Annotated in this window: 22 protein-coding genes; 12 read left to right on the top strand and 10 right to left on the bottom strand. The window is 57.1% G+C overall.

Annotated features, from left to right (window positions below; genetic code table 11):
• The first annotated feature begins 26 nt into the window (after positions 1–26).
• Positions 27–413 carry a cytochrome b562 gene (gene cybC, locus SK58_RS21425; protein WP_010427378.1) on the top strand — a complete coding sequence of 129 codons (387 nt, stop codon included), beginning with the start codon at positions 27–29 and terminating at the stop codon, positions 411–413.
• Between the two features lie 70 nt (positions 414–483).
• Here the strand turns inward: cybC and SK58_RS22650 are convergent, their stop codons facing one another.
• Positions 484–639, bottom strand: coding sequence for a Hok/Gef family protein (locus SK58_RS22650; protein ID WP_017383916.1), 156 nt, complete (start codon positions 637–639; stop codon positions 484–486).
• A gap of 416 nt (positions 640–1,055) precedes the next feature.
• On the opposite strand from SK58_RS22650, the gene SK58_RS21415 reads away from it, so the two are divergent.
• The 10 genes from SK58_RS21415 to SK58_RS21370 all read left to right on the top strand — a co-directional run bounded on the left by SK58_RS21415 (position 1,056) and on the right by SK58_RS21370 (position 9,720).
• Entirely contained in the window at positions 1,056–1,394 is a 339-nt protein-coding gene (locus SK58_RS21415) for a PRD domain-containing protein (RefSeq protein ID WP_026080657.1), read from the top strand.
• 10 nt (positions 1,395–1,404) lie between these two features.
• Positions 1,405–1,767, top strand: a complete 363-nt coding sequence (locus SK58_RS21410) for an SFCGS family glycine-rich protein (protein WP_006810339.1) — start codon at positions 1,405–1,407, stop codon at positions 1,765–1,767.
• A gap of 2 nt (positions 1,768–1,769) precedes the next feature.
• A complete protein-coding gene (locus SK58_RS21405; protein ID WP_006810338.1) occupies positions 1,770–2,069 on the top strand; it encodes a DUF4312 family protein in 300 nt (99 codons plus the stop codon).
• Positions 2,070–2,091: 22 nt separating this feature from the next.
• The gene (locus tag SK58_RS21400; protein ID WP_006810337.1) at positions 2,092–2,868 is read left to right on the top strand and encodes a DUF4311 domain-containing protein; all 777 of its coding nucleotides are present in this window, start codon (positions 2,092–2,094) and stop codon (positions 2,866–2,868) included.
• 13 nt (positions 2,869–2,881) lie between these two features.
• Entirely contained in the window at positions 2,882–3,523 is a 642-nt protein-coding gene (locus tag SK58_RS21395) for a DUF4310 family protein (RefSeq protein ID WP_015572508.1), read from the top strand.
• A gap of 42 nt (positions 3,524–3,565) precedes the next feature.
• Positions 3,566–4,699: an amidohydrolase/deacetylase family metallohydrolase gene (locus tag SK58_RS21390; protein WP_048220410.1), complete on the top strand. Its 1,134-nt coding sequence runs from the start codon at positions 3,566–3,568 to the stop codon at positions 4,697–4,699.
• On the top strand, positions 4,683–5,801 hold the full coding sequence (locus tag SK58_RS21385; RefSeq protein WP_048220409.1) for a DgaE family pyridoxal phosphate-dependent ammonia lyase: 1,119 nt from the start codon (positions 4,683–4,685) through the stop codon (positions 5,799–5,801). The genes SK58_RS21390 and SK58_RS21385 overlap by 17 nt, the downstream gene beginning before the upstream one ends.
• A complete protein-coding gene (locus SK58_RS21380) occupies positions 5,798–6,538 on the top strand; it encodes a 2-dehydro-3-deoxy-phosphogluconate aldolase (protein WP_015572511.1) in 741 nt (246 codons plus the stop codon). Before SK58_RS21385 ends, SK58_RS21380 begins: the two co-directional genes overlap by 4 nt.
• Before the next feature lie 115 nt (positions 6,539–6,653).
• A complete protein-coding gene (locus SK58_RS21375) occupies positions 6,654–7,790 on the top strand; it encodes a lactonase family protein (RefSeq protein ID WP_032103144.1) in 1,137 nt (378 codons plus the stop codon).
• Positions 7,791–7,809: 19 nt separating this feature from the next.
• Entirely contained in the window at positions 7,810–9,720 is a 1,911-nt protein-coding gene (locus SK58_RS21370; protein ID WP_023295816.1) for a BglG family transcription antiterminator, read from the top strand.
• 32 nt (positions 9,721–9,752) lie between these two features.
• On the opposite strand, the gene nrdG is transcribed toward SK58_RS21370, so the two are convergent.
• The 5 genes from nrdG to SK58_RS21345 form a co-directional block, all read right to left on the bottom strand.
• The gene (nrdG, locus tag SK58_RS21365; protein ID WP_017694644.1) at positions 9,753–10,217 is read right to left on the bottom strand and encodes an anaerobic ribonucleoside-triphosphate reductase-activating protein; all 465 of its coding nucleotides are present in this window, start codon (positions 10,215–10,217) and stop codon (positions 9,753–9,755) included.
• A 105-nt stretch (positions 10,218–10,322) separates the two neighbouring features.
• The gene (nrdD, locus tag SK58_RS21360) at positions 10,323–12,461 is read right to left on the bottom strand and encodes an anaerobic ribonucleoside-triphosphate reductase (RefSeq protein ID WP_015572514.1); all 2,139 of its coding nucleotides are present in this window, start codon (positions 12,459–12,461) and stop codon (positions 10,323–10,325) included.
• Between the two features lie 368 nt (positions 12,462–12,829).
• Complete coding sequence (locus SK58_RS21355; protein WP_045338909.1) at positions 12,830–13,402, bottom strand: PTS sugar transporter subunit IIA; 573 nt, start codon at positions 13,400–13,402, stop codon at positions 12,830–12,832.
• A gap of 1 nt (position 13,403) precedes the next feature.
• On the bottom strand, positions 13,404–16,001 hold the full coding sequence (locus tag SK58_RS21350) for a glycoside hydrolase family 38 N-terminal domain-containing protein (RefSeq protein ID WP_048220408.1): 2,598 nt from the start codon (positions 15,999–16,001) through the stop codon (positions 13,404–13,406).
• Positions 16,002–16,011: 10 nt separating this feature from the next.
• Positions 16,012–17,409 (bottom strand): PTS fructose transporter subunit IIC, encoded by a 1,398-nt coding sequence (locus SK58_RS21345; RefSeq protein WP_075262159.1) that lies wholly within the window; start codon positions 17,407–17,409, stop codon positions 16,012–16,014.
• Between the two features lie 179 nt (positions 17,410–17,588).
• Between SK58_RS21345 and SK58_RS21340 the strand changes: the two genes are divergently transcribed.
• Positions 17,589–18,248, top strand: coding sequence for a MurR/RpiR family transcriptional regulator (locus SK58_RS21340; RefSeq protein WP_048220407.1), 660 nt, complete (start codon positions 17,589–17,591; stop codon positions 18,246–18,248).
• 8 nt (positions 18,249–18,256) lie between these two features.
• Here the strand turns inward: SK58_RS21340 and SK58_RS21335 are convergent, their stop codons facing one another.
• The 4 genes from SK58_RS21335 to treR form a co-directional block, all read right to left on the bottom strand.
• A complete protein-coding gene (locus SK58_RS21335; protein WP_017694639.1) occupies positions 18,257–19,003 on the bottom strand; it encodes an oligogalacturonate-specific porin KdgM family protein in 747 nt (248 codons plus the stop codon).
• Between the two features lie 134 nt (positions 19,004–19,137).
• Entirely contained in the window at positions 19,138–20,793 is a 1,656-nt protein-coding gene (treC, locus tag SK58_RS21330; RefSeq protein WP_047728139.1) for an alpha,alpha-phosphotrehalase, read from the bottom strand.
• 51 nt (positions 20,794–20,844) lie between these two features.
• A complete protein-coding gene (treB, locus tag SK58_RS21325; protein ID WP_020480548.1) occupies positions 20,845–22,263 on the bottom strand; it encodes a PTS trehalose transporter subunit IIBC in 1,419 nt (472 codons plus the stop codon).
• Between the two features lie 127 nt (positions 22,264–22,390).
• Positions 22,391–23,338, bottom strand: a complete 948-nt coding sequence (treR, locus tag SK58_RS21320; RefSeq protein ID WP_017383908.1) for a trehalose operon repressor TreR — start codon at positions 23,336–23,338, stop codon at positions 22,391–22,393.
• Positions 23,339–23,705: the final 367 nt, after the last annotated feature.

The raw sequence follows: 23,705 nt of genomic DNA, 5'->3' as shown, positions 1-23,705 counted from the left end.
TTAATAATAAAAAAAGGAAGTGAGCAATGCGTAAACACCTGTTAGCGATCGTCGCGGCTTCAACGCTGGTTCTTGGCTCGTCTGCGTTTGCTGCCGATCTCGAAGACAACATGGACATCCTCAGTGAAAACCTGAAGGTGGTGCAGAAAACGGACAATGCGGCGGACATGAAAGACGCATTGACTAAAATGCGTGAAGCCGCGCTGGATGCGCAAAAAGCGACGCCGCCGAAGCTGGAAAGCAAAGCGGCAGACAGCGCCGAGATGAAAGACTACCGCCACGGTTTTGACGTGCTGGTCGGCCAGATTGACGGCGCGCTGAAGCTGGCGAACGAAGGCAAAGTGAAAGAAGCCCAGGCGGCAGCCGATCAGTTTGTCGCGACCCGCAACACGTACCACAAAAAGTATCGTTAATTGGGTGCCTGAGCTGTACGTCCTCTCCCCGTATGCGGAGGCGCATTATGCGCCCCCGCATCGTTGCTCCCTACTTGCCGGAGCGACAATCCATCCGCGCTGTCACTTCAAGCGAGCCGTTACGAAAACGGATCTCGCACAGTGTTTTCCTCGTCACCAGCGTTAAGATGATTATTGTCAAAGAAATAATCATCAAAACCCCGATACTTGGGTTTCTGCGTTTCATGGATGCCTCCTTGCTTTAAAGCGGGCGAGGTAGCGAACTCCACGGTGTGACGTGTCGTTTCGAGCCCCCGCCCTGATTTTTTATCAGGCGGGGCTTTCCACTTTCCGTCCCATGCCTGAGACGGTCAGTCTCAAGCACTCGCCGCCACTCTAGCGGATCCCCATAAGAAAACCTTATCCACGTCACATTTCTACGAGCCTGCTCGTAATCTTTTCCACTCCGCTTACCAGTCTAATGCCGCGTAATAGCGTGATATTCATCACGTAAATCCAGCGATTTATACAGATTCACCGCATTTATGTGGCACAGATCACTGCCGCTGCTCGCCTTTCCACTTCGAAGTGGAAAACAACTCGCTACAAACAATTCCCCCTCGACGTTAGTTTTATTCCAGAGCCATTAACGGGGTAAGACGAGTGATTAACGGAGCGGTAATGAACGACGTTGGGGAACAGGCGGTGCAAACAGAACAGCTCGCGAACACCATGCTTCAGCAGGTCTACGCCCTGCTGGCCCGGCACAACATCATTCCCAACGCGGTACAGGAGCAGATGCTGACCTCCCACGTTCGCGCAATGGCGCACCGGTCCGTGACCGGCGAGCCGCTGCCGGAGGTTGAAGCAGAGCTGTTCGACGAAATTTCACCAGATTCAATGCAACTCGCCCGTGAAGTGGTAGCGCAGTTCGGCAACCTTCCTGATGAAGAGGCCTGGCTGCTCTCCGTTCACTTCGAAGTCGCGAAAGACAACCTTTAAGGAGCAACACATGGAACAGATTACAGTCGTGATTGGCGATCGCCTGGGTAAAGGTCAGAAAGTGGCTGCGGGTGTGGAAAAAGCCGGCGGACGCGCGGTTGTCGTACCGGGCATGGCAGCGGATATGAAGCTCGGTGACGTGATGAAAGCAGAAAACGCCACCTTCGGGATCTCCTTCTGCGGCAGCGGCGGCGCGGGCGCCATCACCGCTCAGACCAAATATGGCTACAAGGCCAAATACGGCATGCGCTCCGTGGATGAGGGGGTGACCGCCATAAACGAAGGCTGCAACGTGCTGGGCTTTGGCTTTATGGATAAAGAAGAGCTGGGCGAGCGTCTGGTACAGGCGTGGCAGAAGAAATACGGCGCGTAAGCATGAAAGAACAGTTCACAACCACGGTGAGAGTGAAGGGGAAGGGCGACGCCAAAGCGCGCGCCTTTGCCGACGCCCTCAACCACGTTCAGGCTGCGGTGATGAAAGCCTCACCGCATATCTTACTGCGTATTGAGCCACAGGATGTGCAGGTTGTTCAGGCGCAAGAAGCGGTGCGAAAAGAAGCGTTTCTGTTCTTCTTTTTGCGCCGGGAAAGACGCACCTACAGCGTGGAGCTGGATGTGACCGTCAACGTGACCGCCATCAATCTCGACCAGGTGGATTTCGTCACGCAACGCTGATTATTCATAAAAGGGCAGACTGATGTTCTTAATTATATTAATAAAATCGCTCATCATTGGCGGCCTGGTTGGCGTCGGTGTTGGCGCCGGGGCTGCACGCATGTTTCATGCGCCTACCACTCAGGGTATGGGCGCGTTTCGTACGTTGGGGGAACTGAACTCCTGCGAAGGGGATCCGGCGTCCCACTTCTCCTTTGGGTTAGGTTTCTTCTTTAACGCCTGGGCCTCTTCCGTGGCCGCAGGTGCCTTCACACAGGACGTTGACCACCGCATCATCCCGAACTGGGGTGCTGCTGCACTGATGATTAAAAACCGTAACGTCGGTGAAACGCTGCATGACCCGCGCAAAATGGCGATTGCCTGCGGCATCATCGGCATGATTGTTGTGACCTTCCTTAACCTGACCGCCTCCTCCGTTCCGGCAGCGCTTCAGGTGACCGCCGTGAAGGTGCTGGTACCGGCGGCGAACCTGCTGGTCAACACCGTGATGCCGGTGATCTTCTGGCTGGCGGCCATCGACGCGGGTAAAAAATCGGGCTTCTGGGCCACCATCTTTGGCGGCGCGGCACAGCTGATCATGGGTAACGCCGTACCGGGTCTGGTACTGGGTATTCTGATTGGTAAAGGTGTTGAAGAGAGTGGCTGGAACCACGTCACCAAAGTGATGATGGCGGCGATCGTCCTGCTCTTCGTGCTGAGCGGCTTCTTCCGCGGTTTCGACATGAAGATGATCGAATCCTTCCATCTGACCGTGCCGAACTGGCTCGACATGATCCACAACTCGCTCAGCGGTAAATAACAGGAGCCTCTAAATGGAACAGAATAAAGGTTTTTGGTATGCCGACTGGTCGTTCCCGATCTTCGTTGGCCTGCTCTCCTCCGGCGTCTTTGCCGGGACGCACATGTACTACCTCTACGGCATCGGCGCGTTTAACGAAGTGGCCTTCGTGGCGATGCTGAAAGCGGGAATCGATACCGGCGTCTACGGCGCGGTGGCGGCGTTCGGTGCTAGCTTCCTGTTCGCCCGTATTATCGAAGGCTCGCTGGTGGGTATTCTCGATATCGGCGGTGCGATCCAGACCGGCGTGGGCCTCGGCGTTCCGGCGCTGCTGCTGGGCGCGGGGATCATGTTCCCGGTGACCAACTTCATTGCCGCGCTGATTACCGGCCTGGTGATTGGCCTGGCGATTGGCTACGTCATCATCCTGGCGCGTAAGTTCACCATCAATCAGAGCAACTCCACCTACGGCGCAGACGTGATGATGGGCGCGGGTAACGCCTCCGGCCGCTTCCTCGGGCCGTTGATTATCCTCAGCGCCATGACCGCCTCCATTCCAATCGGCGTCGGTTCCCTGGTAGGCGCGCTGCTGTTCTACATCTGGCAGAAGCCGATTACCGGTGGCGCCATCCTCGGCGCAATGATTTTGGGCTGGCTGTTCCCGGTCGCCCTTTAATACCCGCGGGCGCTTCGGTGCCCGCTTTATCAGGAGATCCTCATGTTTGATTTACTCCTGCGCCGTGCGCGCCTCGCCGACGATACCCTGACCGATATCGCCATCCAGGACGGGAAGATTGCCGCGACAGGCGACATTGACGCTCCCGCCCGCAAAACGGTTGAGCTGAACGGCGACGTGTTCGTCAGCGCGGGCTGGATTGACTCCCACGTCCACTGCTACCCGAACTCCCCGATTTACCACGACGAGCCGGACAGCGTGGGCATTGCCACCGGCGTCACCACCGTGGTGGACGCGGGCAGTACCGGAGCCGACGACGTGGACGATTTTTACGCCATCACTCGCAAAGCCTCCACCGAGGTGTTTGCCCTGCTGAACATCTCCCGCGTGGGGCTGATCGCCCAGAACGAGCTGGCCAACATGGCGAACATTGACGCCGATGCGGTGAAGCAGGCGGTGACGCGCCACCCGGATTTTATCGTTGGCCTGAAGGCGCGCATGAGTAGCAGCGTGGTCGGTGAAAACGGCATCACCCCGCTGGAGGGCGCGAAAGCGATTCAGAAAGAGAACGGCGACCTGCCGCTGATGGTGCACATCGGCAACAACCCGCCGAACCTCGATGAGATTGCCGAACTGCTGAGCTCCGGCGACATCATCACCCACTGCTACAACGGCAAGCCTAACCGCATTCTGACGCCCTCCGGCGAGCTGCGCGCCTCCATTACGTCTGCGCTGAAGCGCGGCGTGCGCCTGGACGTCGGCCACGGCACGGCGAGCTTCAGCTTTGAAGTGGCGAAGCGCGCCATTGCGATGGGCATTCTGCCGCATACCATCAGCTCGGATATTTACTGCCGCAACCGCATCAACGGCCCGGTCGGCTCGCTGGCGAGCGTGATGTCGAAATTCCTCGCCATCGGCATGTCATTGCCGCAGGTGATTGACTGTGTCACGGCCAACGCCGCCGACGGCCTGCGCCTGACGCGCAAAGGCCGCATTCAGCCTGGCCTCGACGCCGATCTGACGCTGTTTACGCTCAAGCGCCAGCCGACGGTGCTGACGGATGCCGAAAACGACAGCCTACAGGCTGAACACATTCTGATGCCGCTTGCCGCGATCCGCGCGGGCAAGGGCTACATGACCGAACAAGGGAGCACGGAACATGCCTTCGATTTATGAGAAGTACAACTTAAAGCAGGTTATCAACACCTCTGGCCGCATGACGGCGCTGGGTGTCTCCACGCCGCGCCCGGAAGTGGTGCAGGCGGCGATGGACGGCATGAATCACTATTTCGAGATGAAGGATCTGGTCAATAAAACCGGGGAATACATCGCGAAGCTGCTGGAGGTGGAAGGGGCGACGGTGGTCTCCTGCGCGTCGGCGGGCATTGCCCAGTCCGTGGCGGCGGTGCTGGTGAAAGACAGCGACTGGCTGCTGGAAAACCTGCACGTCACACCGATTGAAAACAACGAAATCGTCCTGCCGAAAGGCCACAACGTGAACTTTGGCGCGCCGGTGGGCACCATGGTGGCGCTGGGCGGCGGCAAGCTGGTGGAGGCGGGCTACGCTAACGAATGCTCTGCCGATCAGCTGGCGGCGGCGATCACTCCGCGCACGGCGGCGATCCTCTACATCAAATCGCACCACTGCGTGCAGAAAAGCATGCTCAGCGTCGAGCAGGCGGCGGTCGTGGCGCGCAAGCACGATCTCCCGCTGATCGTCGATGCGGCGGCGGAAGAAGATCTGCACACCTACTACCGCTCCGGTGCCGATCTGGTGATCTACAGCGGCGCGAAGGCGATCGAAGGGCCAACCAGCGGGCTGGTGATCGGCAAAACCCAGTACGTTGAGTGGGTGAAGCGCCAGACGGCGGGCATTGGTCGCGCGATGAAAGTGGGCAAAGAGGGTATCCTGGGCCTGACCTGCGCCATCGAACACTACCTGACGGCGACCAAAGAGAGCGGGGCCGAGATGGTGGCGAAGATGACGCCGTTTATCGACGCGTTGAACACCCTGAACGGCGTGACCGCGCGCGTGGTCTGGGACAGCGCCGGGCGTGACATCGCCCGCACCGAGATTAAGTTTGACGAAGCCGCTACGGGCGTCGGCACGGGCGATCTGGTGGCGAAGCTGAAACAGGGCGAATACGCCATTTACTTCCGTGGCTATAAGGCCAACGAAGGGATTATCGAGGCGGACGTGCGCAGCGTGAATGCTGACCAGCTGAACATCGTGTACCGCCGCATTAGCGAAGTATTAGGACAGGAGAAAAAAGCATGAAACTGACCCCCAACTTTTACCGTGACCGCGTCTGCCTGAACGTGCTGGCGGGATCGAAAGCCAACGCCAGCGCCATTTACGAGGCGGCGGAAGGTCACGTGCTGGTGGGCGTGCTCTCCAAAAATTACCCGGACGTGGCGAGCGCGGTTGCGGACATGCGCGAATACGCAGCCCTGATTGATAATGCGCTCTCCGTGGGGCTGGGCGCGGGCGACCCGAACCAGTCGGCGATGGTGAGTGAAATCTCCCGCCAGGTGCAGCCGCAGCACGTTAACCAGGTCTTTACCGGCGTGGCCACCAGCCGCGCGCTGCTGGGGCAGAATGAGTCGGTGGTCAACGGCCTGGTCTCGCCGACCGGCACCGTCGGCATGGTGAAAATTTCCACCGGCCCGCTGAGCAGCGCAGCTATGGACGGCATTGTGCCGGTTGAAACCGCTATCGCCCTGCTGAAAGATTTCGGCGGCAGCTCCATCAAGTACTTCCCGATGGGCGGCCTGAAATGCCGTGACGAATACCAGGCGGTGGCGGAAGCCTGCGCCCGTCACGACTTCTGGCTGGAGCCGACCGGGGGAATCGATCTGGAGAACTTCGAGGCGATCTTGCAGATCGCCCTGGATGCGGGCGTGAGCAAAATCATCCCGCATATCTACAGCTCGATTATCGATAAAGCCAGCGGTGATACGCGTCCGGAAGATGTGCGTACGCTGCTGGCGATGACGAAGAAGCTGGTTAAGTAGAACCTGCCCCTCACCCTAACCCTCTCCCACCGGGAGAGGGAACCTTTACCCCCTCTCCCTTTGGGAGAGGGCTGGGGTGAGGGGAAACAAACCGCACACACCCGAAGGAGCCACCATGCACACCCGTACCCTGCTTGTCGCTTCACTCTCTTTACTTGCTACCTCTGCAATCGCTCAAACCCAGTACGCCTGGGTGGGTACCTATAATCCGAACGGTGAAGGGCTGTACCGCTTTACCGTCGATCCGCAAACCGGTGCGCTGAACGATAAAACACTGGTGAGCAAACTGCCGAACGCCGCGCAGTTAACCGTCTCACACGACGGCAAAACGCTGTATCTGGCAAGCGAAGTGGAGCAGGGCGTGGTGCAGGCGCTGCGCATCGGTGATAACGGCGCGCTGAGCGAGCTGAATCAGGTGTCCTCCGGCGGCGCGGGGCCGGTGTATCTTTCCCTGACGCCGAACGGCAAACATCTGCTGGTGGCAAACTACGTCAGCGGAACTGTCGCGGTGCTGCCCGTTAACGCAGACGGCAGCCTGGGCGATGCTACGGACACCCATCAGGACAAAGGCGAACCGGGCGCGGCGAAGCCGGAAGCTGCCGTCGAGGGCAGTTTCGCCATCAGCGATCATAACGGCCCACATGCGCACATGATCGCCGCCGATCCGGACGGGAAATACGTTTTTTCCACCGATCTGGGGCTGGATCGCATCTATCAGTACCGTTTTGACGATCAAACCGGGAAGCTGACTCCGAACGATCCGCCATTTATCAGCGCCTCCTCAAAAGGGGCCGGGCCGCGCCACTTCGTCTTTACGCCGAAAGGCGATGCCCTGTGGCTGATTAACGAAGAGGCGTCTACGCTCACCCATTATGCGCTGGACAGTAATGGCAGGCTGAAAGAGGGTAAAACGGTTTCAGCCCTGCCGGACGGTTATAAAGGCACCAGTTTTGCTGCCGGGCTGGCGCTAAGCGCCGACGGGAAACAGCTGTATGTCGCTAACCGTTTGCATAACAGCATCGGGCACTTTACCGTAACGGCGGAGGGTACGCTGACGCATCAGGATGATGTCTGGACGCGCGGCGACTATCCGCGCACCCTGACGCTCGATAAGCAGGGTCGCTGGCTGTACGTCATGAACCAGCGCAGCGACAACATTACCCGTTTCCGCGTGGCGCCGGACGGCAAGCTGAGCGCCGAGCCAGACTATACCCCGGTCGGCAGCCCATCCCAGATGGTCATTTCACCCTGAGTAGTAAGAGGACAACGACGTGCGATTTCCGAACCAACGTTTAGCGCAACTTTTCGATCTGTTGCAAAACGAGACGCTGCCACAGGACGAGCTGGCGCAGCGGCTGTCGGTCTCCACGCGAACCGTCCGGGCGGATATCACCGCCCTGAACGCGCTGCTGGCCAGCCACGGCGCGCAGTTCATTTTGAGCCGGGGCAACGGCTATCAGCTCAAAATTAATGATGTGGTGCGCTATCAACAATTGCAGGCGTCCCACCCGCGCGCGCTGCGTATTCCGCGAACCGGACCGGAGCGCGTGCACTATCTGGTGGTGCGTTTTCTGACGTCAGCCTTTTCCCTCAAGCTGGAGGATCTGGCCGATGAGTGGTTCGTCAGCCGGGCCACGTTGCAGAGCGACATGGTGGAAGTGCGTGAGTGGTTTCACCGTTACAACCTGACGCTGGAAACCCGCCCGCGCCACGGGATGAAGCTGTTTGGCAGCGAGATGGCGATCCGCGCCTGCCTGACCGACCTTCTGTGGGAGCTGGCGCAGCAGGACAGCCTGAACCCGCTGGTGACCGACGTGGCGTTGAACGCGGGGGTGGCGGAAAAGATGGTGCCGGTGCTGCACGATGCGCTGACGCGCCATCACATTCGCCTGACCGATGAAGGCGAGCTGTTCCTGCGCCTGTACTGCGCGGTGTCGGTGCGGCGCATCAGCGAGGGGTATCCGCTGCCGGAATTCCACGCGGAAGACGTGGAAGAGAACGTGCGTGAGGCGGCGAAAGATATCGCCGTCACCATTCAGCAACTGGCGGGCAAAGCGCTGTCGCCGTCAGAAGAGAGCTGGCTGTGCGTGCACATTGCGGCGCGGCAGATCCAGGAGATCGCCCCCAGCGCGATTAACGCCGACGACGATGAAGCGCTGGTCAACTACATTCTGCGCTACATCAACACCCACTATAACTACAACCTGCTGAGCGATGAGCAACTGCATGCAGATCTGCTCACGCACATCAAAACCATGATTACCCGCGTGCGGTATCAAATCATGATCCCCAATCCGCTGCTGGATAACATCAAGCAGCACTACCCGATGGCGTGGGATATGACCCTCGCGGCGGTGTCGAGCTGGGGCAAATACACCCCGTATGTGATCAGCGAAAACGAAATTGGTTTTCTGGTGCTGCATATCGGCGTCGGGCTGGAGCGCCATTACAATATCGGCTACCAGCGCCAGCCGCGGGTGCTGCTGGTGTGCGACGCCGGTAACGCGATGGTGCGCATGATCGAGGCGGTACTTCAGCGTAAATATCCGCAGATTGAGGTGACGCGCACGCTCACCCTTCGTGAGTACGAGCTTGCCGATGCCATTGGCGAAGACTTCGTGATCTCCACCGCCCGCGTGAGCGAAAAATCCAAACCGGTGGTGATGATCGCCCCGTTCCCGACCGATTATCAGTTGGAGCAGATCGGCAAGCTGGTGCTGGTGGATCGCACCCGCCCGTGGATGCTGGAAAAATACTTCGACGCGGCCCATTTTCGCATTCTCGACAAGCCTGTCGACCAGCAAACGCTGTTCCGCGAACTGTGCGGGCAGCTTGAAGGGGAAGGTTTTGTCGGCGCGGAGTTTCTGGAATCGGTTATCGAGCGTGAAGCCATCGTCAGCACCATGCTCGGCGACGGCATCGCGCTGCCGCACTCCCTCGGGCTGCTGGCGCAAAAAACGGTGGTCTACACCGTGCTGGCGCCGCAGGGCATTCAGTGGGGAGATGAAACCGCCCATGTCATCTTCCTGCTCGCCATCAGCAAAAGCGAGTACGAAGAGGCAATGGCGATTTACGACATCTTTGTCACCTTCCTGCGTGAACGCGCGATGGCGCGCCTGTGCCAGTGCGAGAATTTTGCGGCGTTTAAGGCTGAGGCGATGGAGAGTTTGAGTCGGTTTTGACGTTCAGGCGGACAGAGGATATCCGCCTTCATTCAACGCAGATGATGCACAACCTGGTTGCTGCTGCCGCGCCAGATAAGCATAGGATCTTTTAGATCCTGCACGAACTTGCCGTCGACCAGGACGTTAATCAGATCCACCACTTCCATCTGCTGCGCATTCAGTTCATCCAGCTTATAGCCCGTCCAGACCCAGACGTCTTTTCCCGCGCACTCGCGGCGGATGCGTTTTACCAGCTTCAGGATCTCCGGCACGTTTTGCGGATGGAGCGGGTCGCCGCCGGAGAGCGAGATCCCCTGGCGTTTGATGCGCGTGTCGTTCAGGTCGTTGATGATGCGGTCTTCCATCTCAGCGGTGAAGGGCATACCCGAGTTCAGCCGCCAGGTGCTTTTGTTGTAGCAGCCGGGGCACTCGTGAACGCAGCCTGATACAAACAAGGTACAGCGGGTGCCGGGGCCGTTGACGATGTCGACGGGGTAGTACTGGTGATAGTTCATCGCGAATAACCACGCCGGGTGGCGCTGCGCTTACCCGGCCTACAAAAGAGAGCGGTCCGTAGGCCCGGTAAGCGCAGCGCCACCGGGCATTAACGTGGCAGCGGATTACCCGATCTGCCCATTCCCCAGATGTTTCACCCTGCGCTTCACCTCTTCCTGCTTACCGGCGTTAAACGGACGGGCGTCCGGGCTGCCGAGGTAGCCGCACACGCGGCGGGTCACGGAAACACGGGCTGCATCGTGGTTACCGCATTTCGGGCAGGTGAAGCCTTTGCTGGTGCATTCGAACTCACCGGTAAAGCCGCACTCGTAGCACTCGTCAATTGGCGTGTTGGTTCCGTAGTACGGCACGTGCTGATAGCTGTAATCCCACACGTCTTCCAGCGCCTTCAGGTTGTGCTGAATGTTCGGGTACTCGCCGTAGCAGATAAAACCGCCGTTCGCGATGGGCGGATAGGCCGCTTCAAAGTCGATCTTGTCGTACGGGTTCACCTTCTTCTCCACATCGAGGTGGAAGCTGTTGGTGTAGTAACCTTTGTCGGTCACGCCTTCCACGATGCCGAACTCGGCGGTGTCCAGACGGCAGAAGCGATCGCAGAGGTTTTCGCTCGGCGTGCTGTACAGGCTGAAACCGTAGCCAGTTTCCTCTTTCCACTGGTCTACCGCATCGCGCAGGCGCTGCACAATCGCGATACCTTTCTCACGCAGGGCGTCGTTGTCATAGATGTGCTTGTCGCCAAACAGCGCGTTAATCGTTTCGTGAATGCCGATATAGCCAAGAGAGATCGATGCGCGACCGTTTTTGAAGATCTCCGACACATCATCGTCCGCCTTCAGGCGCACGCCGCAGGCTCCTTCCATATAGAGAATTGGCGCGACGCGGGCTTTCACCCCTTCAAGACGGGCGATGCGGGTCATCAGCGCCTTACGTGCCAGCTGTAAACGTTCATCCAGCAGCGTCCAGAAGGCCGCTTCATTCCCTTTAGCTTCCAGCGCGATGCGCGGCAGGTTCAGGCTGATGACGCCCAGGTTGTTGCGCCCGTCGTGGATCTGCTCGCCGTTCTCATCTTCGTACACGCCGAGGAAGCTGCGGCAGCCCATTGGCGTTTTAAACGAACCGGTGACTTTCACCACCTGGTCGTAGTTGAGGATGTCCGGGTACATACGCTTGCTCGCGCACTCCAGCGCCAGCTGCTTGATGTCATAGTTCGGATCGCCAAACTTGTGGTTCAGGCCGTCGCGAATGGCGAACACCAGTTTCGGGAACACCGCCGTTTTACGGTTTTTACCGAGGCCGGAGATGCGGTTGCGCAGAATAGACTGCTGGATCAGGCGTGATTCCCAGCTGGTGCCGAGGCCAAACCCGAAGGTCACAAACGGCGTCTGGCCGTTGGCGGTGTGCAGCGTGTTTACCTCATATTCCAGCGACTGGAACGCGTCGTAGCACTCTTTCTCGGTGCGGGAACGGGCGTAACCGTCGGCATCCGGGATCTGCCACTCTTCCGCCGTTTTACGGTGTTTGTTGAAGCTCTCGGCCACGAACGGGGCCAGTACTTCATCGATGCGGTTAATGGTGGTGCCGCCATAGATGTGGCTCGCCACCTGGGCGATGATCTGCGCCGTGACCGCCGTCGCGGTGGAGATGGATTTCGGCGGCTCAATCTCGGCGTTACCCATTTTAAAACCGTGGGTCAGCATGCCTTTCAGGTCGATCAGCATGCAGTTAAACATCGGGAAGAACGGCGAGTAGTCGAGATCGTGATAGTGGATCTCACCGCGCTCGTGCGCAGACACCACGTCGCGCGGCAGCAGGTGCTGGCGGGCATAGTGCTTGGCGACGATACCGGCCAGCAGGTCGCGCTGGGTTGGGATCACTTTGCTGTCTTTGTTGGCATTTTCATTGAGCAGCGACGAGTTGGTTTGCTCCACCAGGCCGCGGATCTCCTGGTTCAGGCGACCGCGTTTCTCACGCTGGACGTCACGGTCGTGACGATACTCAATGTAGGCGCGCGCCAGCTGCTTGTATGGACCAGACATCAGCTGGTTTTCAACCGCGGTCTGGATCTCGTTGATATCCACCTGGCTGCGTTCATGCATCTGGCTGCTAACGACTTCTGCGACGGTGGCGCAGTAATCTGCGTCATCGACTCCCGCTGCTTTAGCTGCGCGCAGAATGGCTTCTTTGATGCGCTCTGATTTAAACGGCACTTTACAGCCATCACGTTTCATCACATGCGGTGTCATGATCACTCCATTTTAAAAACAGGTTATCCACAAAGGTGGAGAAGTATTCACCGGACGTATTCCTCGCCGCGGCAAAGACTTCCCGCGTGCCCAGCTCGTGTTATCCACAATTCCGGCCAGCGTTCGCGCCGTCTTGTTGTTGGAATAGTAGACGATAAATACAAGATGTTGGGTCGGCGTGCATTTTAAGTGCTACATATAGTGATTTGCATCAAACAAGTTTGCGATTTTTTTGATGCAGAACAAAGTAAAAAGACGAGAGTACAAACGGCGGGCGCTGGGGCAATTGTAAAGACTCGAAGGAAAAATCTGATTAATTATTCAACAAAAACAAGCGCTCAGCAGAGCCTGTGCTGAGCGCTGCTCGATTAACTCACCCCGCAGGCCCAGCTCAACCCTGCCTGCAAAAAGGCTACGGTAACGATGCAGCCCAGTACCAACGGGATGAGAAGAGAGCTTTCGGGGGCATCGTCCTGTTTTTGAGAACCTTCATTACTCAGCGCAGACATCGCCTCTTCCCGCGTACGCGCCGCCAGCAATTGCTCACGCACCCGCTCATCCGTGAGTCTGCTGGTCAGCGTCGTCAGCAGGTGCATATGCGTACTGCCTGCTTCCGCTGGCGGAATGGCGAGCAGGAAAACCATCCTCACCTCTTCATCACCCTCCAGCCCCGGCCAGCATATCGGATCGTCAAAGAGCGCCAGACAAAATGCCGCCTGTTGCACCGCCTCGGTTTTACCGTGCGGGACGGCGAGCGCTTCACCCAGCGCGGTAGGGCCTTCACTTTCGCGTTGTAAAACGCTTTCGATAAATGCCTCTCGATCGTTGATGACATTCCGCCTGGCGAGCGGCTCGGTGAGCCAACGGATCACTGCTTCCGGCGTACGTTGGGGCGGGTTGATAAACACCAGATCGGGATGCGTCAATGCCAGCAAGTTCATATTAAGCCTCAATCAAAAAATCGCAGGTTGCGGAGGGGAGGATCGCCGTTACCGGTTGCATCGGCTCTTCCAGATAGTTGATCTGCCGTAACACTGCCAGACTTTCCGGGACGGGAGCCGGTTGTGTCCCGGCGTTAAATACGCGTAAGACGGTGCCATGCAGCAGCTGCGCATGGGGCAGAGCGGAAAGGATGAGCGGCTCCGGCACGGTCAGTAGCGAGAACTCTGCCGGAAGCCTGCGCTCGGGCAGACGCAACGAAAAGCGCTCAAGACGGTGATCGAGCGTGTGTAGCGTTTGCCGTTGGTAGGTGAAGGGCTGTCCAGCCGCCTGATTTTCCAGCTGGCGCAGCGTGAGGTGGTCGGCGTTGTCGGCCAGCGCGACGGTGAATGAAAAGCGCAACGGTTTCAGCAACTGGGCATCAGGAGTCTCAACCACCGTATTATTGATGCCGGAGGCCCGACCCGGTCGCCATTCGAGATCGCTGCGTCCGAGCACGCCCGTGGATTTAAACATCGTCAGGGCAATAGCAGCGGGTTCGCTGCCGATAATCTGAAATTCTTTCATGCCACGGCTAGTCACAACCAGCGCTTTACCCGGTTCCGTGACAGCGATAATGCCCTCGCTGGTTTCGATATCCACGGGCTTCTCGCGATAGCGTTCTTGCCAGTGTTCATCGTCATATCCCGTTTCGCGCTGGATGATTGCGAAGGGCTGTGAGGCGATAGCGTGACGGGTGTGAACATCGCTGCCGATCAGTAAACGTAGCCGGTGATCGCAGTGGCTGTTTTCCAGCGAAGCCTCGACATACAGATTCGGATCGTCGTGGCGTATTTCGCAGACCAGACGAATGGATAACGGCGTTCGGGCCGTATCCTGACGGCTGGCGAGATCCTGTGGAAGACGCATTGTGGCCTCGACGGTCAGCTTTTCGACAAGCGGCGTTTTTACGCCGTCGACGAGCGTAAAATGCGAACAGCGCGTCGGCGCGTCGCCCGCAAGCGGTGAGAAATCGTAGCTGTCGCCCGCGTCCGCGCAGTCTTCAAAGGTAAAGAAAGAGGGGATACGTCTGCCGCTGCGTTTGTCATGCAGGGTAAGCGTTCCGGCATCCAGCGACAGTCGATAATGCACATTCTCAATCTCGCTACCCTTTATCTTTTCAGACGCCAGGAAAGGCGCAGGGTCTTCTTCAACGTTAACGGTGAGATAGCCGATCGGCGGCAGAACCGGTGTCTTTACCGCAACGTGCCAGCGGTAATAAGGGAGAAGGGGCGTCTCGCACTCGCCCTCGGCGGTAAGGGAGATCGCCGTTCCGCCGGGCAGAATGTCTCTTTCCAGGACGTCGAAAGGGATGGGCTGCCCCTGATGCGTCAGGGCGATATTATCCGCCCGGCTATACAGGGTGGTTATCACCACGCGCTGCGTTGGGGTAGCTAGCGGGTTAAAGATCAGCAGGTCGCCATCCTGAACGCAGGCGGCGGCCAGGGTTTTCACCACCAGATTCCACAGGCTATGGCACAGCTGTTCGGTTTGTTCCAGTCGATGCAGAATGTCGCGGTTGGTGGCATCGCTATTACAGCCGCCAATGGAATCGTGGGCATGGTTTCGCAACAGCTTTTTCCAGAGGGTGTCGACTACCGCGAGGTTGACCGGAATCCCCTGGTGACGCGCCATTGCGATTGTCGGCTCCAGCTGTCGCAGGATGAACTGTTCAACCTCATCGTTTTTCTTTTTGATGTCGTAGCGCACGGAGCCGATCGTTTTATGGATGCGGGTGTAGCGCGGCGATTTCAGCTCTCCTTCCAGGAGCTCAAACTGTTCACGCTGCGCGCGAAGGGTTTCTACATAACGCTCCAGAGAACTGATGAAGTAACGGTCCTGATCCGGGGACTGTGCGCTGGCGACCTCCAGGATTTTCGGCAGCGCCGGGTCGATGCTGACCTGATCGCCGCCGCAGGGCAGGAGCAGGTCGTTTAGACCGGCCCGTGAACGCAAAAGTGTGGTCATCGGGTAGATTTTTCCCCGGAGATGGGAGGCTTCCGAACGCATGTTTTTAGCCGCGCCATAACCGAGCGCCATCGCACAGGCGATGACGGTCGCACCTGAGGGTGCGCGCCAGAGGAACTGGCTGCTTTTGGCGTGCCTGTCGTGATCGATACCGCGCCAGAAGACGATATTGTCGATATTGCAGCCCTGCAAGATCGTGGGCATTTGCGCATTGTGGCCAAAGGTATCCGGAAGATACCCAACCTGCATCGCATGCCCCAGCGTCCGGGCAGAAAAAATGCCGTACTTCAGGTTGCGGATAATCGATTCGCCATGCACGTTGTAGGTGTCCGTCTGGGTATACCATGGCCCTACGAAGATCCTTTTTTCTCTGACCAGCTTTTCCAGCCTGGCGCGATAATCAGGATTGATGGCGAGAAAGTCCTCCACTACCGCCATCTGTCCGTCAAGGTGATAGCAGGTGTAAGCGGAGTCCTGCTCCAGCGTGTTGATGACGTCCGCAAAATTATATGACGCCAGCACCATGCTGTCCTGACGGGTGAAATACCACTCCTGATCCCAGTGCGTATGGGCAATGACGTGGATCTGATTCATGACGTTCCCCTTATCTGGCGTTCTTTGGGCTGACATAGAGCACGCCCAGGGCGCAAATCAGTGCGCCAATAAAGACGCTCGCCAGGTAGCCCGCCACGTTGGTTGCCAGCGGCCAGCCCCAGACGGCTGGCAGAGGCAGCGTCTGCTTCACGCCAAGGGTAATGGCGACCAGCGCGCCGGCGACGGCACCGGTCATGAACACCGGGATCAGACGTGGGTTTTTCAGGATGAACGGGATCGCGCCTTCGGAGATCCCAATCACGCCCAGCAACAACGAGGTGCTACCGACGGTTTTCTCTTCCTGGCTAAAGACATCCGGTAATCCAAAGCGGCCGTTGAGGAACGCAGCAAAGCCGACGCCAATGGAGGGGATCACGATGGAGAGTTCGCGGGCGGTTAAATCAAACGTCTCGCTCATGCCATTCAGGCCGAGCGCGACCGAGCCTGCCGCCTTGTTGACCGGACCGCCCAGGTCGAACGCGGTGCCCGCGGCGATCATCGCGGAATAGAACCCGCGCCCGGTGTCACCTGCCGAGGTAAAAAAGACCACCATCAGCTGGTTAAGCGAGCCAAAAATCGGGTTAATCAAATATTCCATGACCATCACCAGCGTAATGCCGGTGATCAGCGGGACGAGCAGCATGGTTTTAATGGTGGTGAGCTGCTGGCGGACGTGAATCGAATCATTGAGCCAGCGCACCAGATAGCCCACAAAAAAGCCGATACCAATGGCGCCGAAAAAGCCGGATGGCATAAAGCCTTCGATATCAAAGAAGCGCTTATAGACTTCGTCTGACATGATGCCGCCAATAAGACCGGGGATGAGTGCCGGTTTACCGGCAATGGAAAACGCCAGATACATTGCAAAAACGGGATACATGAACTTAATGGTCATAAAGCCCACTTTATCCAGCACGCTGAACGGCGAATGTTCGATGTTAATAAACTGCCCGGTTATTTTGGCCGTCGCCATCATCAGCCCGCCCATCACCACCACCGGCAGCATATAGCTGATGGCCGCCATAATATGGCCAATAAAAATCTGGTAAGCCGAACGCTGAAGATCGTCTTCTTGTGCGACAGTGGTGACGTTTTTTTCCTTTGCCAGCGCCTGACGCAGATAGCGATCGGTATGTTTGATCAGCTCTTGTGTGCGGGTTTGAAGGTGAGGAATATTTTCAAAACGCTCGGCATCCTGAATGGGAACGTCGGTTGCCAGAATAATGGCCGTGGCGGAGGCGATATCCTGTTTTGTTAAGCGGTTTTTAACGCCGTCGCTGCCCTGCGTTTCGACCTTTACCTCGATATTGTGCTCGTTAGCCCATGCAATAATTTGATTCGCCGCCATAAAGGTGTGTGCGATACCTGTCGGGCAGGCCGTTACCGCGACAACTTTTTGTTTCGTCATTGTCATAATTCCCTGGATGTGAAAACAGGGGAAGTATAAAGAGAACCTAAAACAGTTTTTAATGTTTGCTAATACTAATTACGTATCGTGATACGCGTAAATGCAATGTGTGAAGCGCCTTCCAGAGGCTATTTCTCTGTTGTGTTAATATCATCTCGGGATTAAATGGGGCGTAATAGATGAATTCATTCCAGGGAAGTGAACGTTTGATATTTGAATACATTCAGCATCATGCGTGTAATATTTCTAATATATCGGCAAAAGAGATTGCCCGTGATATCTTTACCACGACAACATCCGTTAATCGTGTATGTAAAAAAATGGGCTATAAAAGCTATACCGAGCTTCGGTACCGTTTTTTACGCGACCATTTTACACCTGCACCTGCTACACCCGACGTGGGGCCGCAGCCGGATGATATTGTGACAGACGTGTCCAGGTTGCTTACGCATTCCAGCCATATCTATCTTTACGCACGGGGAGCCTCGCTCACCAGCCTCAACTACCTGTCGCGCTTTTTGTCGCTGGCGAGCCTGCCGCACCTTATTTTGAATGACATGCACCAGTTGACACGCGTATCGAAGGGGACGCTGGTGTTGATCAGTAAATCCGGGGAGACGCAGTCGCTGATTGAAATGGCGCGTAACGCGCTGCGCAAAGGGTTGAAGATTATTGCGATTACCCGTCAGGGGTCGACACTGGCGTCGATCTCAACGCTATGCTGGCCGTTACCAATCGACATTAACGCGGTTTCGCTGTATCAGCGGGAAGGGCAGCTTGAACTGTTAAGCGCCGTGGACCGTATCGGCTGTAGGCTGCTACAGCACGATACGGTGTAGTCAGGCCGTCAGAGCTGCTTCACTATTCCCAGACGTACGGCATAATCATTTTCATGGTTGCCGTCATTATTGATGTACGTTTTATCCAGTGAAACCAGTTCGACGTATGGCGTCCAGCCATCGTCGAGCTTGTAGTTGAACGCGACGGTATGCTCCCAGTAGGTGTCATCCCCGGTTCCCTGATCGACGTTATCCTGCCAGCGGAAGCGCGGGTTATAGGACATACCGAATTTGCCGATGTTATACGCGAACCAAATGTCGAACTGGTGTGACTGGCGGCGAGTATAACCGCTGCCGTCGAGTTCTTTATCGCTGTGCGCGTCATTGACGGTGTTATAGCGGTAACGGGCGGAGAGATTCAGACCGTTATCGAAGGCTTTCCAGCCCTGAATGAAGGGGCGGTAATGCGTATTGCTGGCGGTGAAAACCGTCACCATGCCAGGCGCAACGGCGAAACCATTTCCCAGATCGAAACGCCAGCGCGTTTCGATTTCCTGTGCCGCTTCCGTTAACCCCTTGTCGTCGGGATTATATCTGTCGGTATCACCAAAAAACGTATCATTATGGTTTTGTGCGGCTTCAACGGAGAAGTAAAAACCGTTATTCGCCTGATGCATGACCTTAATGCGTGAATCATTTACGTCTGAGCGCGTATTATGACCAAAGCGAAGGTCGACGGACGTATTCCCGCACCATCCCTGTGTGCTCAATAATAATGCGCTAATACACGTTGCTTTAATAATTATCTTTTTCATAATATCCTGCCGAGGTTATTTAATTGGCAGGCTATTTTTATTTTGAGTGCGCCATATTGTAAAAGTTATCGTCGTACATTTAGCGTATCGCTAAACATAAAAAAAGAGATACAGCATGCTGTATCTCCTGAGGTTTATTCCTGCACCCACCAGATAGCTTCAAACGGGCGCAATAGCAACGTATCGGGTCGGAAGGGAACCTCGTCATAGTTGCTGAGTGCCACCCGCCATGCTCCCTCTACGGGGACGGGCTGCCACTGCTGGCGCGCGTGGCTCAGGTTCGCCACCACCATCAGCGTTTGTCCCTGCCACTGGCGGCGGTAGCACCACAGGGAAGGGTGATCCGGAAGCAAATCTTCATAGTCTCCCCACGTCAGTACCGACAAGGTTTTGCGCAGGCGAATCAGCGACTGATAGGTGTAAAACACCGAATCGGGGTCGTCCAGCGCCGCGCGGGCGTTCACGGTTTCGTAGTTGTCGCAGACGCCAATCCACGGCTCGGCCTCGGTAAAGCCCGCATTATGCGAGGCGTCCCACTGCATCGGCGTGCGGCCATTATCGCGTGACTTACTCGCCAGAATCGCCAGTAGTTCATCCGTATCGCGACCGTTAGCCCGCTGTTCGGCGAACATGTTCAGGCTTTCCACGTCGCGGTAGTCGGTGATACGGCTGAAATGCGGGTTGGTCATACCCAGTTCTTCACCCTGGTAGATATACGGCGTGCCCTGCATCCCGTGCAGCACCATGCCGAGCATTTTCGCCGCCGCCACGCGGTGTTCCCCTTCGTCACCAAAGCGCGACACGATGCGCGGCTGGTCATGGTTACACCAGAACAGCGCGTTCCAGGCTTTGTTGTGCATCCCCTGCTGCCAGTGGCGGAAAAGGGTTTTTAGCGCCACGAAGTCCGGCTTCGCCTTCGTCCATTTTTCGCCGCCGGGGTAGTCTACCTTGAGGTGGTGGAAGTTAAAGGTCATCGACAGCTCGCGGCCGTCAAGAGACGCGTACTGTTGGCAGTTCTCCAGCGAGGTGGAGGACATCTCGCCCACCGTCATCAGATTACGCGGCGTAAAGACGTCGCGGCTCATCTCCTGGAGATATTCGTGGATGCGCGGCCCGTCAGTGTAGAAGCGGCGACCGTCGCCGAGGGTATCGTCCGGGAAATCCTGATCTTTTGAAATCAGGTTAATCACGTCCAGACGCAAGCCGTCCACGCCGCGATCGGCCCAGAACTCGCACACTTTTTTCAGCTCGGCGCGCACCGCCGGGTTTTCCCAGTTGAGATCCGCCTGCTCCGGTGCGAACAGGTGCAGATAATACTGCTCGCTTTCGGCGTGCCAGCGCCAGGCGTTGCCGCCAAATTTGGAGCGCCAGTTGTTGGGAAGCGTATCCGGCGTACCGTCGCGCCAGATATAGAACTGGCGGTACGGACTCGCTTTATCCAGCGACTCACGGAACCAGGCGTGCTGCGTGGACGTGTGGTTAAAGACCATATCCAGCACGATGCGGATGCCGCGTTCATGCGCCCGGGCAACCAGCTCGTCAAAGTCGTCCAGCGTGCCGTAGGTCGGATCGATGGCAGTGTAGTTCGCCACGTCGTAACCGTTATCCACCTGCGGGGAGATATAAAACGGCGTCAGCCAGATGGCGTCAATGCCGAGGGTTTTCAGGTAGTCCAGGCGCTGCGTCACGCCGCGCAGATCGCCCGTGCCGCTGCCGGTGGTGTCCTGGAAACTCTTTGGGTAAATCTGATAGATGACGCCGTTCTGCCACCAGTGAGGAAGGGTATTCATAGTACGTTCCTGCAAATGCGAAGGGGCGCAACTGCGCCCCGAAAGAGAGAATTAAACAATCTGCAACGTGCCCTGACGGAACTTACGCTGGTAAACCACAGTAGTCAGCGCCATTGGGATGATAATCGCCACCGCCATCGCCAGCGCAAATACCTGCCAGAACGCGGGCTGAATGGAGAGGATACCCGGCAGGCCGCCGACGCCAATCCCGTTCGCCATCACACTGTTCAGGCCGCACAGCAAGCCCGCCAGACCGGAGCCGATCATCGCGCAGAGCATCGGGAAGCGGTATTTCAGATTGATACCGTACATCGCCGGTTCAGTGACGCCGAGGTAAGCGGAGATGGCAGCCGGAACGGAGATCTCTCGCTCGTTGTGCTTACGGCTGACGATGATGATGCCGGTTACCGCCGAGGCCTGCGCAATGTTAGACAGGGCGATGATCGGCCAGACAGGCGTACCGCCGAGGCTCTGGATCATCTGCATATCAATCGCCAGCGTGGTCTGGTGCACGCCGGTGATCACCAGCGGAGCGTAGAGGAAGCCAAACAGCGCGGCACCGATTGGCGCGAAGCTGCCGGTCATCAGGTGACGGACCGCGAAGGCCACGCCGTCGCCAATCATGCGGCCAAACGGACCGATAAAGGCGTGCGCCAGGAACACCGCCAGGATCAGCGAGCAGACCGGGACCACCACCAGATAGAGGTAATCCGGCACGATGCGCTTCAGGCGCGTCTCAATAAAGCCCAGCGCCAGGCCCGCCAGCAATGCCGGGATCACCTGCGCCTGATAGCCCACTTTGGCGATGGTAAACAGGCCAAAGTTCCATACCTCTGGCGTTTGCTGACCAAGTAAGTAAGCGTTCATTAACTGCGGAGAGACCAGCGTCACGCCGAGCACGATACCGAGAATTGGCGTTCCGCCCATTTTGCGCACCGCGGACCAGCAGATCCCGACCGGCAGATAGAAGAAGATCGCTTCGCCAATCAGCCACAGGAAGTCATAGATGCTTTGCAGCGCCGGGTACATCTGCGCCAGGGTTTTGCCGTCGCTCATTGGCACATCGCCGATGACGTTACGGAAGCCCAGAATTAAGCCCCCGCTGATCAGCGCTGGCAGCAGCGGGAAGAAGATCTCCGCAAAATGGGAAATCAGCTGCTCATGCCATTTCATATTCTGGCGCGCGGCCTTCTTCGCCTGCTCTTTATCGGCGGAAGAGTGCCCGGTAGTCGCCAGCAGAGCCTGATAGTAATCGCCCACTTCGGTACCAATCACCACCTGAAACTGCCCGGCGTTGGTGAAGCAGCCTTTAACCATAGAAAGCTCTTCAATGGCCTTCGGGTTGGCTTTGGCCGGATCGTTCAGCACGAAGCGCAGGCGGGTAATGCAATGGCTGACGGTGGCGATGTTATCGCGTCCGCCGACCAGGACGATCAGCTGATCGATATCTGTTTGTTTGACTTTACTCATCATGAAACCTCATGACAGATGGTGATAGGGGTTATGACCTGTGCGCAAGCCTACTCCTTCAACGTGACGGCGAAAATGGGAACGTTCCCGAAATCGGGCGAAGATCACAATAATCTATTCAAAAGAATTATGAGAGATGGGCTGGGATAACGATCTGACGGGGCTCGGTTCGCCCGGTAATCTGCTCGATCAGCTGCGCGGCAGCCTGCCGGCCAGACTCGGCGTAACCCGGATCAACGCTGATAATCTCCGGGTGTAAGAACTTCATCAGCGGCGTGCTTCCCACGCTCGCTAATTGCAGTTCCCCGATGCGCTGCTCCTGCAAATATTTGCTCGCACCCAATGCAAGGGTATCCGTGGCGCATACCAGGGCGGTGGTTTGTGACGTTAGCACGCTGGCGACCTGTTCATATCCCTGTTTCATACCCAGACCGGGCAGCGCGGCCACGGCGGGAAGATTGTGTTTTTTACAAAACGCCAGGTACGCTTCGTGGCGACGCTTGCCGGTGGTGATGTCGGCATGCGGCACGCCGAGATAGCTAATATGCCGATGGCCCTGTTCATACAGGCGCTGCATCAGGATCACGATCGCCCCTTCGTCATCGTAACAGACAGAGGCAAACCCGCTGGCGTCGCGCGCCAGCAGCACCAGTGACGGCTGCCAGGGTTTAAGCACGTCCTCTTTTAGGCCGGTAAATCCGAACAGCACCACCCCATCAATATTACGGCGCTGAAGCATGCCGAGATGCTCCTCCACCATTTGCGCGGAGAACTTGCTCTCCATCATGATCGGATCGTAGCCCTGCTCGTAGAACGCGGGCAGCATCGTCTGTACGGCGAGGTTTTCGGAGAGGGAATCCAGACGCGAGACAATAATGGCGACCACTTTATCGCTCTGCCCGCGCATGGCGCGCGCGGAGCGGGAAGGGGAAAAACCGTGCTGATTCATCACCGCCTCGACGCGCTCGCGTGTGCGCTCGCTGACACCGCTTTCGTTGTTCAGCACGCGTGAGACAGTCGATTTCCCCACGCCGCTTAAACGCGCGATATCTTTAATCGTAAGGCGGTTCTGCATGCTGTATTCCCTGTAACATCGATAAAATAATCAATTGAGCCTAATGCTATCCTGCGAATTCGCTATGGGCAAAGTCTGGTTTACGTTTGGTTTATTTGCAGGGCGTTATAATACCGCCCGATTAGTCACAAACGGTATGGATAAATCACTATACTGCGTGCCGATACCCAACTTTTTACTTACCGGAGGCCACATGGATCCCGATCCCACACCTCTCCTGACCAGGAGAAAACCTTCTTTCCGGTAAGCCAGCCTTTTGCTGTCTCACCGGCGTGAGGCAGCAACGTTCATACGTTCCTGCTTGATAAATTAAGTGCCTGACAGGTAAGGCTTTGCCACGCCTGCGGGAAAACTGCGTCCGCCTTTG

It is taken from the genome of Enterobacter sp. BIDMC93, from assembly GCF_001037805.1.
In the GTDB taxonomy this organism is placed as follows: Bacteria; Pseudomonadota; Gammaproteobacteria; order Enterobacterales; family Enterobacteriaceae; genus Enterobacter; species Enterobacter hormaechei_C.
Note: the sequence above shows the minus strand (reverse complement) of the source record. Positions and strands in the feature narration are given on the sequence as shown.

Coding starts and splice junctions, on each gene's coding strand:
- SK58_RS21395 (WP_015572508.1), top strand. CDS start 2,882: ATGGAACAGAATAAAGGTTTTTGGTATGCCGACTGGTCGTTCCCGATC.
- SK58_RS21405 (WP_006810338.1), top strand. CDS start 1,770: ATGAAAGAACAGTTCACAACCACGGTGAGAGTGAAGGGGAAGGGCGAC.
- SK58_RS21340 (WP_048220407.1), top strand. CDS start 17,589: ATGAATTCATTCCAGGGAAGTGAACGTTTGATATTTGAATACATTCAG.
- cybC (WP_010427378.1), top strand. CDS start 27: ATGCGTAAACACCTGTTAGCGATCGTCGCGGCTTCAACGCTGGTTCTT.
- SK58_RS21385 (WP_048220409.1), top strand. CDS start 4,683: ATGCCTTCGATTTATGAGAAGTACAACTTAAAGCAGGTTATCAACACC.
- SK58_RS21355 (WP_045338909.1), bottom strand. CDS start 13,402: ATGAACTTGCTGGCATTGACGCATCCCGATCTGGTGTTTATCAACCCG.
- SK58_RS21400 (WP_006810337.1), top strand. CDS start 2,092: ATGTTCTTAATTATATTAATAAAATCGCTCATCATTGGCGGCCTGGTT.
- treB (WP_020480548.1), bottom strand. CDS start 22,263: ATGAGTAAAGTCAAACAAACAGATATCGATCAGCTGATCGTCCTGGTC.
- SK58_RS21375 (WP_032103144.1), top strand. CDS start 6,654: ATGCACACCCGTACCCTGCTTGTCGCTTCACTCTCTTTACTTGCTACC.
- SK58_RS22650 (WP_017383916.1), bottom strand. CDS start 639: ATGAAACGCAGAAACCCAAGTATCGGGGTTTTGATGATTATTTCTTTG.
- SK58_RS21390 (WP_048220410.1), top strand. CDS start 3,566: ATGTTTGATTTACTCCTGCGCCGTGCGCGCCTCGCCGACGATACCCTG.
- nrdD (WP_015572514.1), bottom strand. CDS start 12,461: ATGACACCGCATGTGATGAAACGTGATGGCTGTAAAGTGCCGTTTAAA.
- SK58_RS21345 (WP_075262159.1), bottom strand. CDS start 17,409: ATGACGAAACAAAAAGTTGTCGCGGTAACGGCCTGCCCGACAGGTATC.
- SK58_RS21350 (WP_048220408.1), bottom strand. CDS start 16,001: ATGAATCAGATCCACGTCATTGCCCATACGCACTGGGATCAGGAGTGG.
- SK58_RS21335 (WP_017694639.1), bottom strand. CDS start 19,003: ATGAAAAAGATAATTATTAAAGCAACGTGTATTAGCGCATTATTATTG.
- SK58_RS21380 (WP_015572511.1), top strand. CDS start 5,798: ATGAAACTGACCCCCAACTTTTACCGTGACCGCGTCTGCCTGAACGTG.
- treR (WP_017383908.1), bottom strand. CDS start 23,338: ATGCAGAACCGCCTTACGATTAAAGATATCGCGCGTTTAAGCGGCGTG.
- SK58_RS21410 (WP_006810339.1), top strand. CDS start 1,405: ATGGAACAGATTACAGTCGTGATTGGCGATCGCCTGGGTAAAGGTCAG.
- treC (WP_047728139.1), bottom strand. CDS start 20,793: ATGAATACCCTTCCTCACTGGTGGCAGAACGGCGTCATCTATCAGATT.
- nrdG (WP_017694644.1), bottom strand. CDS start 10,217: ATGAACTATCACCAGTACTACCCCGTCGACATCGTCAACGGCCCCGGC.